We start from the raw sequence: 14,022 nt of genomic DNA on the forward strand, positions 1-14,022 counted from the left end.
ATTTGTCCCTCCTGTAGCACTATCATCTGAATAGGCGGGTAGTCCAATAGATTAAAAAAAGAAACAAGCACTGATTTCGTCGCTTGTTTCTTTTTATTGTAACATATGGATTACAGGGGGACACATGGTGAAATCATACCCCGATCACCCTGCGTTGTGCTGGCAGATGTTTTTCGCAAGGAACAGGAAGGTTGCATATAATGTTCCGGCGTGAATTATAATACTCCCGATTCTTCAATAATCAGTTGTCGTTTTGTCGCATTTACATATGCTTTCGCACCTATCGGGATTGTTGCAAGGTCATTTGTATGGCCTAAAGGCAGCCCGTAAAAGGCCGGTTTTTTCACTAGTTGCGTAAAGTGTTCAAAGATTTCTTCCAAGGTTAAAGAGTTTTCAAAGCCGATATTGTTAAAAGGTATACAATTCACACATTCCCCAAATACAATTCCGACCGCATCGTGGAGCTTTCCGGCATTGTATAAATGGTTCATAAAATGATCAATTTGCCATGGTTCCATGTTCCATTCTTCAATGAATAAAATCTTTCCTTTTGTATCTATTTCGTACTCTGTTCCTAGCGAAGCACTTATTAACGCTAGATTTCCACCGACAATCTCCCCGCGTGCCTCACCAGGAAAAAAAGTATGCAACCATTTTCTCTCGTCGGCCCGCTTTATTTCTCCCAGTGTTTCATTCGTAGTGATCGCTTTTAACATTTGTTCTTTTGTATATTCCGTCAACTCTTCACGATTCAATCGCAAGAGACCAGGGCCATGGAATGTTGTCAGCCCTGTAAACTGATGAATGGCGATATGGAGCGTCGTAATATCACTGTAACCGATTATTATCTTTGGGTTCTTTTTGATTACGTCATAGTCAATTTTATCAACGAGCCTTGCGGTCCCATATCCCCCGCCTGTCACCATAATGGCATCGACTTCATCATCTCTGAACATTTCATTTACATCATGGGCACGTTGTTCATCACTTCCAGCTAAATAGCCCATTTGTTCATAAATATATTTGCCTAGTTTTACGTTATATCCCCATTGTTCTAACTCATAAACGCCTCTTGCCAAAGCGCTTTTATAGTAAAATGGGCTTGCCGGTGCAATAATACCTATCGTATCGCCTTGATGTAAGGCTTTCGGCTTTAATGTCATTTGCGTAAACCTTCTTTCCTATATTTGCTAGGACGCATGTAAGGTGCCATATACACCACTTCAAGACCTGATTTGATACGAAAGGTCTAAGTGGGAGAAAACGGCACCTACATGCCCGATTGGTTCAACTAACATTCAGTAAAAGCCCTACTGAATGAAGTTTCACTTTATGAAATAATGTGTTGATGTTCTTGTTTTATCTCCGCCACTTTTTTTGGATCGCGAAATAGTTCTAATGCACTTGACGATAATGCACGGATTACTTGTGTCATTTTAAGATAGGCGTAGTGAGAGTTTACGTATTTCAAAGCATCTTCTTCATGCACCCTAAGCGGTTGGTCAGCCTCCAGATCAACTTCTACATACAAAGTCGGGCATTTATAACTGACGTTTCCAATGTCTGTTGATCCAGGAGGCGGTGCTTCTTCTTTCGATAATATGTTATGGATTCCCGCTGCTTCGAGATGTTTCTTTGTCAGTTCCATCAAGGAAGGAACATTGATTAAATCGTCGAAGGAGTTCCCGAGCTCTTTGTAGGAAAAAGAGGCGCCAGTCATGAGCGCAGCTCCTTTTCCACAATCAATGATGCGTGATTTTACATGCTTTAAGTATTCCCTGTCTTCAGATCTTACGGTAATAAGACATACTCCTTTATCTGGAATAATGTTTGCTGCAGCGCCACCTTCCGTAATAATTCCATGGATACGAACATCCGGTTTCACATGCTGCCGCAGGGCATTGATTCCCATAAAGGTTAGTTGGACAGCGTCAAGTGCATTAATGCCTTCCTCTGGATAAGATGCGGCATGGGCAGCTTTTCCAGTAAATTCAAATTGAAAGTCGGTCATCGCAAGTGCTGACGAGTCGATGACAGTTTCATCCGCCAAATGTGCTTGAAAAACAACATCGACGTGATCAAAGGCCCCTTTTTTCAACATGTTAATTTTTGCTCCGTAAGTTTCTTCAGCAGGTGTGCCAATAAGGAGAATTTTTCCTTTAAAGTGTTTTTTTAGCTTAGATAAAACGATTGCACAACCACACATTGTCGCGGCAATCCAATTATGTCCGCAAGCATGGCCGTTTCCGCTTGGCGTATTGTATCCCGGTAACGCGTCATATTCCGCTAAAAAGGCAATAGCAGGACCGTCTTCATCCCCGAACTCTGCAATAAAAGCCGTTTGCAATTCGGCATCATCAGGGTATGGGAAATGAACGCTAAATCCAAACGCTTCCATCATATCCGCTACATACTGAGAGGAGATATATTCTTTTCCACTTAATTCGGGGTGATGAAATAAATAATCACTGATTTGTTGAAACTGTTCCCGATAAGTTGCTTCGATTTCATTTATTTGATCTTTTAAAGCATTGACATCCATTTTCAGCCCTCCGTTTTATTTCATTAAAATATTGCTGTCGCTACCATCATTAATATGACTTGTAACACAAGCATGATTCCAAATAAAGGCATGATAAACCTGTACCATCTAACCATGGAAATGCCCATAATCGCACATTCAATCGCTACCCCGGTTGGCCAGAACATGTTGGAAAATCCATCACCAAATTGAAAAGCAATAACGGCAATTTGTCGGTCCATTCCCGCCAAGTCGGTAATGGGGGCCATGATCGGCATGGTTGCCATCGCTTGTGCAGCTCCTCCCGATATAAATAAGTTTATTAGATTTTGAGAAAAAAGCATCCCTAGTGAGGTCAAGTAACTATTTGTGCCTACTAAGAAAAACGACAAATAGTAAATGACAGTATCGAGAATCGCGGCATCTTCCATCGTAATAATGGCTCCCTTTATAAAACCGATCGTCAGAATCCCGAATAAAATTTGTTTCGCGCCATCAATAAAGATGTCCATGATTCTTCCCAAGGAATATCCGCTCAAAAATCCTACAATGAAAAACATGAGTAAAAACAGCGCGGCTAATTCATCAATATACCATCCCAATTTTAACGTAGAATAAATGATCATAGCGAATGTAATGATTAATGCAAGGAGACTTAACTTATGCTTCCATAACAACTTCTCTTTTTTTAGTGTGATTTGATTAATGGCGGCCACTTTTGTTCCATATAAAATTGATTTTGTAGGGTCTTTTTTTACTTTATGCGCATAATACATCACATAAGAGATGACTGCGATTTCAAAGATGATAAAGACGATCAAACGAAACGATAAACCAGAAGAGAGGGGGACATTTGCAATTTCTTGAGCAATTCCGATTGTAAATGGATTTGTAAGCGCGGCGGCAAAGCCTGTCGCAACACCGACAAAGACGATGGCCCCGCCAACGATGGCATCGTAACCAAGGGCGATTGCCACGCCGATAAATACAGGAATGAGTCCGTATACTTCCTCATAAAGTCCAACAGTTGCCCCTAAGATTCCGAACATCACCATTGAAATAGGAATAAATAGGAACGTTTTATTTTTTAATTTATCTACAACATTACCTAATACGACACTGAGTGTTCCATTTACTGTTAATATGTGGACAAACACATAAGCGAAAATTATAAAGAATGTGATTGATGCTGTATCAACGAATCCCAGTTGAATATTTTTAAATAAAGCAAAGACAGATGGAAGGTCTTTTTCTATGGTTTTATAAGTGCCGGCAACGACAGTTACGTCACCATTTTCATTTTTAACCCGATCAAACTCTCCTGATGGAAGTACTAAGGAGAGAATGTAAATAAGAAAGACGATACTTAAAATGACAACATATGGATGAATGTTTTCAAGATTAAAAAACTTCTTCTTAAAGTTACGTGGTTCTTGTTTTTTTGTTTGAACAGTATCCAATATTTTACCCTCTCTTCATCGCTTTGTTCTGTCATTTTGCTTGGTTGTCGTCCAGGGGAGGTGGGCATGACAATTGTGTAATAGATTGTAAAAGTTGACCGACAGAACGATGGCATTGCTGTCAGAAGCAAGTTAACGGATTATATAACTCGCTCTAAAATCCCAATGAAAGACGGAACACACTTTTAGCAATCGCTTTCAAAAAGGATTCAACCACGCTCTTGCTTCCAAGATGATTGCCCTCAGACCTACCGCTATCTATCGACAAAACAAAATACAGACAAAGTTAATATGGATCTTATCATTCTTTTTCTTCTATGAAAAAATCGAATCACAAGATAGTAAATGTATCTTATCCCATCTTTATCTTCCTTCGATATATACAACTTGTATAAAAATACCCAATATAATTATCCGATACGTATAAAGTCCCTATAAAAGCTTACATATCCGGATATTCTATCATCTTATAAAAAATAGGACGAAGCACGACTACGCTTGCACTAATAAAGTTGATAGTATAACTCGATCTAGAATCCGCGGGCGGCTGGTAAGCCTCCCCGTGCTTGTGCGCTTTTGCAGGATCATTGATGCCCTCTTTTCTCTTGCGGGAGTCTACGTATATTCCACCGTTAATACAGTGCATTGTGTGTCGCCCATTAGTGTCGATCTTTTGAGGTATGCTCCAGGCTTGTTTTTCCCTCGCATGGAAGGAAGATATTCAACATCGTCCGATTTACGACAACGATGTGTGATCCGGCTTAGCCGAATAGGTGCATAAAGAAAAAGAGGTGCCGGTTTTTCTAAAGAAGACAAAGCTTCAAAGGAGAGAAACGACAACCTCTATCTGATTGATAACTTAATGAGGAATTATCATTTAAAACGAGTTAATCTATACGAGGAAAAACATCAATTCCTCTTATAAGTCAAAAGTGAAAAAATAGTCAATAACTTATAACATGTTTGTGTCAAGGACTCCATTTTTTAAAAAAAGTGATGTGACAAGTTACTGTTGTTCGTCACCAGCAGGTTCTCCAATTTTCATATTGAAGAGAACGATTGTCGTAATAATGGTACTAAAGATAACATAAAATGCCGGCGCGATTTGCATGTTTGTTACTTGGATTAAATAGGTGGATATAAACGGTGCTGTTCCGCCAAAACAAGCCACTGCGACATTGTAACTAAAGGAAAGAGTGCTATGGCGCACTTTTACTGGGAAAATTTCTACTACGGTTGCAACACCCGGTCCAGAATAAAGCGCGATCAACAATGCATAAATAATCATGGCGATAACAATCAAGACTGATTTACCTGTTGCGATCATGAGAAACAGCGGATATATTAAAATGCCTAACGAAATAGAGGAAGCGAGCAATAATGGTTTCCGCCCAACTCGATCAGAAACAAATCCAAAAATCGGAACAAAAATTAAAATGATCATTGGTGCGATAATTTTTGCAATTAAAGATACTTTATCTGGAAGTCCAAGTACACCAGTTAAATAAGTCGGAATAAAGGTTAATAATCCATAATAAGAAACTGTCCAAAAAATGGTAAAGCCAATTCCGGTTAACATTTGTTTTCTGTATTTTGAAAATAATGAAAAAACATTCCCATTACATGTATCTTCACTTTTCTTGGCATCCTCGAACTCAGGAGATTCATTTGCTTTTTTGCGAATATATAACCCTGCCACACCAAGAATACCTGAAACGAAAAATGGAATTCTCCATCCCCATTCTTCTAACATAGGTACGGGCATGAATGTCGTTAAGAGTACGAAGAACATTGCGCCACTTAGTGTGCCAACCGTGACACTGACTTCTTGAAAGCTGCCCCAAAAGCCCCGTAAATGTTTATTTGCTGATTCAACGATATAGGATGCGGCCGCTCCATATTCTCCGCCTGCTGAAAACCCTTGTGATAATCGGGCGATCACAAGTAAAATCGGTGCCCAAATCCCGATTATTTCATGGCTCGGTATGATCCCCATTAAAAAAGTTCCGAGCGACATGATGATGATTGTTAACGATAAGGCTTTTCTTCGCCCCACTTTATCTCCATAGCGACCGATAACGAGTGCTCCGATCGGCCGCATCAAAAATCCAACTGCGAAGGTAGCGAATGTTTGCAGAAGACTTGATAAAGAGTCATCTGTCATAAACACATTGGCTGCGATATATGTTGCAAAATAAGCATAAATACTGTAATCAAACCACTCGACGACATTTCCGATACTTCCTGCAAAAACGGATTTACGGATGTTTCTATTGTTATTTACTGCTGTTGAGGCCATCAAAAAACCCCTTTCTTGTAGAAATATGAGCTGTCGCGGATCGTTTTGCTTTTATGTTTGACGTAAAAATGTATATGGATCCGCTATCATTGCAGTATTTATGATGATACATGGCGTCGATATGGATAATTGTCGACTAATTTGCCATTTTTCATGACCATTTTATCCGATTTTAAGAGGTGTAAGTTTTCTAATGGGTTGTTAGGTAATATGAGTAAGTCAGCTTTTTTTCCTTCGGCAAGCACACCTCTATCAGGTAAATCCAAACATTCCGCAGCTACCCGGGTCGATGCGTGGATGACTTGCATAGGTGTCATGCCGACATCATGCATAAACAATAGTTCATCGAAATAGGCGTCTGCACCCGTGACAGATGAACCGGCATCTGTTCCAGTAACGATATTGACACCGATTTCAATTGCTCTTTCAAGCATTTGGCGATGGGGTTCTAACACTTTTTCCGATTTCATACGAACCCACGCCGGCACACGTTCATCAAACGCCAGTCGTTTGTAAACTTCGAGTGTGGGAATCAAATAAGTTCCCTGTTCCTTCATCTGTTGCAATGCTTCTTCATTGGCATATATACCATGTTCAATCGTGTCAATTCCCGCTTCTAAACAAGTAAGAATTCCTTCCAATCCGCCAGTATGGGCCGCCACTTTTTTATTGCGCTTATGTGCCTCTTCGACAACAGCTTGTAATTCTTCTTTCGTTAACTGCGAGGAACCGGGCTCTTCTCCGTAGGTCGTCATTCCACCGGTAGCCATTACTTTGATAAAATCGGCCCCTTCTTTAAACAGTTGTCTCGTTGCTTTTCTAGCTTCATCTGCTCCATCGATTTCCCGGCAAATATGGTATACATGCCCGCCAGTCATTGAGATGGCTTCTCCACAAGTAATAACGGTTGGACCCATCAACAATCCGGATTCAATGGCGTTGCGCAGTTCAATGATCGTACGATGTATCGAACCGACATCCCGAACGGATGTGATGCCTAATGACAACGTTCTCAACGCGTTACGATATGATTTTAACGCAATAAAACTATCATCTTTATGGTGCATGACAAATTCATCGTCTGCACTCCCATCCCACATTAAATGGACATGGGCATCAATAAGTCCGGGGATAACGTATTGATTTGAACAGTCTATCACGTGATCTTCCAGCCCGATGGAAGGAGGTTCGTTGCTCATTTGTATAATCATATCCCCCTCGATGACAATGTTCATATGAGGTGTCACATCATTCGTTTTCCCATCAATGACATGACAATTTTTTAAAATCGTTTTCACAAAGATCCTCCTTTAGTCATTACGGCCCGAGCAAAACATAGAGTACTAGTTTGCTATCTGAAATTTACTTTATATTTCCAAATGTTTGTGTTGACATAGTGAGTGTTTATATCAATTGGGTTGGAATCGGTATCCGATGAAATACGAGTGATTTTTAATATGGGCTCACCTATTTTTATATCCAAGTGTTTGCCAACTTCTTCATCCGTTATAAAAGGTTCTACTTCTTCTTCCACTTCTTTAATTTCAATATCCATTTTCTCTTTTAACATTTCCCCGAGGACGACAAAATCATCGTTTTCTTCAAACACTTTGATCGGGATATTCGGATCAGGGTAGTGATGAATATAAATAATCGGCTTCTGATCGATGTAGATCACCCTGTTGACCTGTGTAAGAAGCCGTGACGCTTCTACGTGATAAAGTTGGGCGATTTCTGCATTCGTCACTTGATCGATGGAAAGAACTTTCGCTGATAAATGTCCTTCTTGTTCTAGATAGTTTAGTTTAAATCCGGTCATTCTAGTCCAAGCTTCAGAGACTGTACGACTAGCGACAAAAGATCCTTTTCCTTGAAAACGATAAATATACCCATCGCTTTCTAACTTCGCCAACGCTTGCCGGACAGGAGAACGACTCGCATTGTACAGTTTGTCCAATTCAGATTCAGAAGGCAATTGTTCACCAACTTTATAAGTTCCACTTAAAATCTTACTCACCAAATCATCGTAAATTTGTTGATGAAGCGCTTTTTTTATTCGCAAGTTTCTTCCTCCTTTCTTGTCATCAGTAGTATAGAAGAAAACGGTAACATAATGCGTGCTGCTTCTTCTCTCATTTGCTGTTTACATAAAGTTATTGCAACTTATTATAACAAGTTAAAGTTATTATAATAAGTTGGAGAAGCAAAGTAAAGAAGTTTTTTATGGGAAATTTTGGATTTAGTGTTAAGGGTTACGTGTTTGTGGGAGGAAATCAAGCTCAAGAATCCTTTAATAGTAATAGGAGACCTAGGGAGATGACAACATTAAGGAGGAAATACCAAAGGTTAGGAGGAAGTTGTGAAAGAAAACCCGTTTCCGGTGCTCAGATATTGTGGCAAACAAAACAAGGTGACTTTGACAAAGACTAGAAGGTTTTCACCAGAAGGTCCTTCTTGGCTTGATCTCCATTGAAAAACATATGAATGTGTGATATTGATTGTTAAAACCTCCATTTTATTTAAAGAGATGAGTCAGAAAGCAACGAAATTGGCTATTTTAATAGTTTCAGCTTTGAAAATACTATTGTAGGAAGCCTTTCAAAGGCTATGTGCTTGAACCGTGACGGCAATACTAAAAAGCGCAATAAAAGTGATGTTAATAGAACACTGTCTAATTTTCCGAAATGGAGGAATCCTCTTATTTATAGAGAGCCAACGGCGTTCGATAGATAGCGACTGCGTCATCCAGTCCATTCAAATAATTCTAGAGGTGCTAGTCTTTCTACTGAAGACAAAGCTTTAAGAAGAGAAACGAAAACTTCTATATTGAAACAGAATACTTTGAAATTGCACTTGTAAAAAAACCAGGTAATCACAATATACGGGGAGGTCGTCATAATGAAAAAGTACGTAATTGTCATTTTTTGTTTGATTACGTTTATTTTGGGGAGTGTTTTTGCTGTTAAATGGTACGAACGGCACCAAACGAATAAAATCGTGATGAAATACTTACAAGAAAAAAAGTATGACGAAAATATCAAAACCAAAGAAATCAAGTATGATTGGAAGCAAGGGGGGTTTTACATAAAAGTGATTTATAAAGATGAGCCGGACTACAGGTATGAGTATTATCCTCGACGTAGTGAGAAGCATGGTGTTTTTATAATGGGATTTGATGAACAAAATGTTAGTCTTAGAATTAGTAATAAAGGTAAGTATATGGATTATGATGATTCGTGAATTGTTGCATACGATCGTAGACACGACACTGTATGTAGCGACTTTCCCCTTCATGTCAAGCTTTCCAAGAGTAAAGGCTAAATATTCCAATATTTCCACGCTGATTATTCAGTTTATTTAAAAACATCATTCATTTTAGAATTGAACAACCACCCGCTTTCATAATGATCAATAAATGATCAATTAAATGGAGGAGAATTAAATGAGAAGCCGCTTGCTCGTCATGTTCTTGTTGGGGTTGTTTGTCCTATCCACTCCAATCCACGCATTTGCCCAATCAGAAGGTTTGCAAGAACAAAAATGGGGCAGCAAAGAAAATGATTTTTCGAAAATGGGGAAGATCGGCAATAGAAATAATGAAACACCAGGGGAATGGTTTTTGGGAGACACGCCGCCTAATCCACAACCAGATGCTCCGGTTTTGTTGTTTGTTCCTGGTTTAAACAACGTTGCTCAAATTTTTCTAGAGAAAAATGGTTTGTATCAAGCGGCATATCAGGCAGGTTATGAAACGGCCTTCATCCAATTGTATGATGCAGGTGGAACCTCAGCAGATATGTGGAAGAATGGAAAGTTACTTGCTGAAAAAATAAAAGAAATATCGGAGTATTTTAATGGTAAGCCGATTACCATTATCGCTTATAGTAAAGGAGGAGTTGATACACAAGCAGCGGTGACGTATTATGGTGCATGGCCATATGTGCACAATGTGATTACATTGTCCAGCCCCCATCATGGGTCTGAATTGGCGGATTTGGCAAATAGTAAGTGGGCTGGGTGGTTAGCAGATTTATTAGGTGTACGAGGCGAAGGAATGGCAGCAGTAGAAACAGGTTATATGGAATATTTCCGCTCAATGACAGATGACAAACCGTATGCGTATGTAAATGATTTTTATACTGTTGGCGGAAGAGATTGGGGAAAAATATTTTCTCCGACGTGGTTTGGTGGTGTATACTTATCTGAATTTGGCGAAAATGATGGGGTAGTTACAGTAGCGAGCTCACGTTTGCCAAAAGGACAAGAAATAGAAATTGGTAATTGGAATCACATCTCCATCCGTAGCAGCATTATTTTCCCCGTCATTGAACATTATCTTTCAGCCCCTGGGAAGAAAAATAATAAACAAAAATCAAGCTTAATGTACCTGACAGTTCCTAACGGTGACCGATTTATACACGGTAATAAAATAACTAAGAATAAGAAGACCAAACAGGTTTTTCCAATTGAGACGCATGTAGATAAGGCAACATTACAACTATACACTGGACATCAACTAGCTGAAGTGCACCTTGTTGATCCCAAGGGAAATGTTCATGCTGTCACACAAAATGTGACCATGGAAGACACAGGTATTTTTGATGGTGCAAAAGCCTACTCTGTTGAAGTGGAGAACCCTTTACCAGGAGAATGGTCGATTCAAATGAAGAGCTCACAAGAAAATGCTTATTTGCTTCATGCTCAGTTTAACAAAGCAAAGACCAAGAACATTATTTCACATGTCAACCATGACAAAAATGTCGTTAAAGAATATCAATTAAAAGTGGATAAATCTGCTGTAAAAGAAACTAGTTTGGAAGCGGTATATACAGTAATTGATTCGAAAAACAGGACCAACGTATGGACATGGAAAACGAAGGGAACTTTAAATTTATCAAAAGATCTCTCTCATTTGCAAAAGAATCGCAACTATAATATCACGGTTGATATTACTGGAGAGACGAATTCGGGATCGCCATTCAAACGGACAATTATCGATTCCGTGTACTTGTCTAATTAAAGGGAGCATATCCAATCTCGTCCATGATCAGGACGGTAGGACTCGCATGTTGACGCAGAAATTTTTTGATCTAATCTGAAAAAGAGTTAAGAAGAAAATTCTAATAATTGGCATATTTATTGTTGTGTTAGTAGTGATTGCTGTTGCTGAAGCTTTTATTTCACTAGCGTTGCCGTACCTTTCTTTAAAATGATACTGATTGACTATCGCGGACATGGTGGTTATGGAAAATATTTCCCGCAATATAATAACTGAAGATATTTCGGCTTTTTTAGATGCTCTTTCTCTTAATCGTGTAAACCTTGTGGGAGTATTTCGAGGGACAGATTGCTACCTTTGTTGGCCATAAAGAGACCTGACATAATAAAGAATTCAGTTATCGCAGATAGCTTCAGTGCCCCCTCATTGAGCTCTAAATTTGTATAAATATCAAACGCTTTGTTTTCATTACTTCTTTACAACGATTATCAATCTTATGATGAAAGTTTATAAGCCATATCCATTATGAGTATTATCCTCGGCGTAGTGAGAAGCATGGTGTTTTTTATAATGAGATTTGATGAACAAGGTGTTGATCTCAGCATTAATAATAAAGGTAAGTATATGGATGATGATTCATAAATCTTAGATGAATGAAAAAACATGATTTCAAGTTTAGGTATTTGTGTCAAAGGTGACAACTGGTCACCTTTGTGATTCCAATGACACAATCGCGGGGTAATGATAAAAATACTTGTGCAAATATATACGCTTTACGCGCTTTTGGTGAAACGGGGAAGGTAAGCTCAATAAGTATATTCGCTCTTGTCTCATTAGCGTTCTTTTGGATCGAGTGCATCCCGAAGTCCGTCTCCCACGAAGTTAAAGCATAAGACTGTAATGAATATCATGAACCCGGGAAAAGCGGGATACCAGGGAGCTTTCATAAGGACGGTGACATTTTGGGCATCCTGCAGCATATTCCCCCAACTTGGTGTTGGCGGCTGGACACCCAGTCCAAAATAGCTTAAGGCGGCCTCAGTCAAAATGACCGTGCCAATCAGTAAAGTAGCCGTTACGATAATCGGGCTCATGGCATTTGGCAACATATGGCTGAAAATTATTTTATACGACCTTGTCCCGATCGTTCTTGACGCTAGTACAAACTCTTTTGTCCGCAACGCTAAAAATTCCCCCCGGACAATTCTTGCAGTGCTTGTCCATGATATCAGGGCTAAGATGAAAATAAGTTTGTTCATGCCGGGCTCAAAAATCGTGACAATTGTGATTAAAAGAAAAATAGAAGGAATGGAGAGCACAATATCTACTAATCTCATTAAAACAGCGTCGAGGAATCCGCCATAATAACCTGCAAGCGCTCCAATTGTCGTGCCGATGACAAGGGTGCCTGCAACTGAGCTGAACGCTATAAGCAAGGAAATTCGGCCTCCATATAGTAAACGCGCTAAAATGTCACGCCCAAACCTGTCTGTGCCAAGCCAGTGTGCGGCACTGGGCGCCGCGAGTTTATTCGCTACATCTGTTTCAGCCGGGTGATAGGGGGATATCCACGGGGCGAGTATTGTTAAGAAGATAATGATCAGTAATACAATAGCACCAAAAACAGCTAGTTTATTTTTCTTGAATTTATGAAAATATAGCTTCATAAGCGTTTCAGGCTTCTCTTGTATTGATTGAATATCGTTTATCATTGATTCACAGTCAGGATGTGCCATCCTAATCCCCCTTTCTCCTTTAATACTCGATCCTCGGATCAATGACAGCATATAGTATATCCGCCAATAAATTTCCGAAAACGACAAAAATGGATGAGAGAAATGTAAGAGCCATGAGAACTGGATAGTCACGGCTAAATGCGGATTCAATAAAGAGTCTGCCAATACCCGGCCAGCTGAAAACCGCTTCTGTAATGGCTGCTCCCCCAATAAGTGATGGAAGCATCAGGCCGAAGAGGGTAATAATGGGAATCATTCCATTTCTTAATCCGTGCTTTAACACGACTGTCCTCTCATCAAATCCTTTTGATCTGGCGGTTCTGATATAATCTTGTTGTAACACCTCCAACATGCTGGCACGAGTGTATCTCGTCAGAGCCGCCATATCGGCAACAGCAAGTACTAATGCCGGCATGATCAGATGGTGGAGCCTGTCCCATATGCTGAAAGGAGCATTCAATGTTGCTGTGCCACCGGTCGGAAACCACCCAAGCTGTACTCCGAACAAAATAATCATCATCAGGCCCAGCCAAAAATTGGGGGTAGCCATTCCCAAAAATGAGCCGGCTGTCACTGTATAATCGAGTTTCGTATAGGGCCTTATGGCCGATAATATGCCAAGCGGCATCGCAAGGAGGAAAGTGATAAGTAAGGATACGCCCATTAGTAAAAGGGTATTGGGCAAGCGATTCATGATCATTTCACTAACCGGGACACCTCTTCTGATCAAAGAAGTTCCAAAATCGCCTTTCAGGATGTTTCCCAGCCATTTTCCATATTGGACGTGGATTGGTTCGTTCAACCCGTATGCTTCTTCAAGCTTTACGATATCCTCATGTTTGATCCTCGGATCCATATACAGACTTGCGGGGCCGCCCGGAGCTGCTTTCATAATGGCGAATGAAATCATTGTGATGCCGATCAGCAGCGGGATGGCCATCAAAATCCGGCGAATAATGAAAGAAATCATTCGTATGCTCCTTCCGCTGAATCAGAATGCCCGACCC

10 protein-coding genes are annotated in these 14,022 nt (G+C 39.9%); 2 read left to right on the forward strand and 8 right to left on the reverse strand.

Annotated elements, in window-relative coordinates; all coding sequences use genetic code 11:
• Positions 1-215: 215 nt before the first annotated feature.
• From NST31_RS15620 to NST31_RS15645, 6 genes are all read right to left on the reverse strand, one after another.
• Positions 216-1,163 (reverse strand): LD-carboxypeptidase, encoded by a 948-nt coding sequence (locus tag NST31_RS15620; RefSeq protein WP_077111052.1) that lies wholly within the window; start codon positions 1,161-1,163, stop codon positions 216-218.
• A 167-nt stretch (positions 1,164-1,330) separates the two neighbouring features.
• Positions 1,331-2,542 carry a M20 family metallopeptidase gene (locus tag NST31_RS15625; protein ID WP_077111054.1) on the reverse strand — a complete coding sequence of 404 codons (1,212 nt, stop codon included), beginning with the start codon at positions 2,540-2,542 and terminating at the stop codon, positions 1,331-1,333.
• Positions 2,543-2,565: 23 nt separating this feature from the next.
• A complete protein-coding gene (locus NST31_RS15630; protein ID WP_339161879.1) occupies positions 2,566-3,981 on the reverse strand; it encodes a hypothetical protein in 1,416 nt (471 codons plus the stop codon).
• A 1,006-nt stretch (positions 3,982-4,987) separates the two neighbouring features.
• Positions 4,988-6,280, reverse strand: a complete 1,293-nt coding sequence (locus NST31_RS15635) for an MFS transporter (RefSeq protein WP_339161881.1) — start codon at positions 6,278-6,280, stop codon at positions 4,988-4,990.
• Between the two features lie 98 nt (positions 6,281-6,378).
• Positions 6,379-7,578 carry an amidohydrolase family protein gene (locus tag NST31_RS15640; RefSeq protein WP_339161884.1) on the reverse strand — a complete coding sequence of 400 codons (1,200 nt, stop codon included), beginning with the start codon at positions 7,576-7,578 and terminating at the stop codon, positions 6,379-6,381.
• Positions 7,579-7,631: 53 nt separating this feature from the next.
• A complete protein-coding gene (locus tag NST31_RS15645) occupies positions 7,632-8,342 on the reverse strand; it encodes a GntR family transcriptional regulator (protein WP_339161887.1) in 711 nt (236 codons plus the stop codon).
• An 836-nt stretch (positions 8,343-9,178) separates the two neighbouring features.
• Here NST31_RS15645 and NST31_RS15650 point away from each other — a divergent pair.
• Together NST31_RS15650 and NST31_RS15655 are read left to right on the forward strand one after the other, a co-directional pair.
• A complete protein-coding gene (locus tag NST31_RS15650) occupies positions 9,179-9,520 on the forward strand; it encodes a DUF3139 domain-containing protein (RefSeq protein WP_339161891.1) in 342 nt (113 codons plus the stop codon).
• Positions 9,521-9,722: 202 nt separating this feature from the next.
• Positions 9,723-11,300, forward strand: coding sequence for a hypothetical protein (locus tag NST31_RS15655; RefSeq protein WP_339161894.1), 1,578 nt, complete (start codon positions 9,723-9,725; stop codon positions 11,298-11,300).
• A gap of 812 nt (positions 11,301-12,112) precedes the next feature.
• Here NST31_RS15655 and opp4C read toward each other — a convergent pair.
• Positions 12,113-13,015 carry an oligopeptide ABC transporter permease gene (opp4C, locus tag NST31_RS15660; RefSeq protein WP_339161896.1) on the reverse strand — a complete coding sequence of 301 codons (903 nt, stop codon included), beginning with the start codon at positions 13,013-13,015 and terminating at the stop codon, positions 12,113-12,115.
• A gap of 19 nt (positions 13,016-13,034) precedes the next feature.
• Complete coding sequence (locus tag NST31_RS15665) at positions 13,035-13,985, reverse strand: ABC transporter permease (protein WP_339161898.1); 951 nt, start codon at positions 13,983-13,985, stop codon at positions 13,035-13,037.
• Between the last annotated feature and the right edge of the window lie 37 nt (positions 13,986-14,022).

The organism is Siminovitchia sp. FSL W7-1587, from assembly GCF_037963795.1.
GTDB lineage: Bacteria > Bacillota > Bacilli > Bacillales > Bacillaceae_C > Siminovitchia > Siminovitchia thermophila.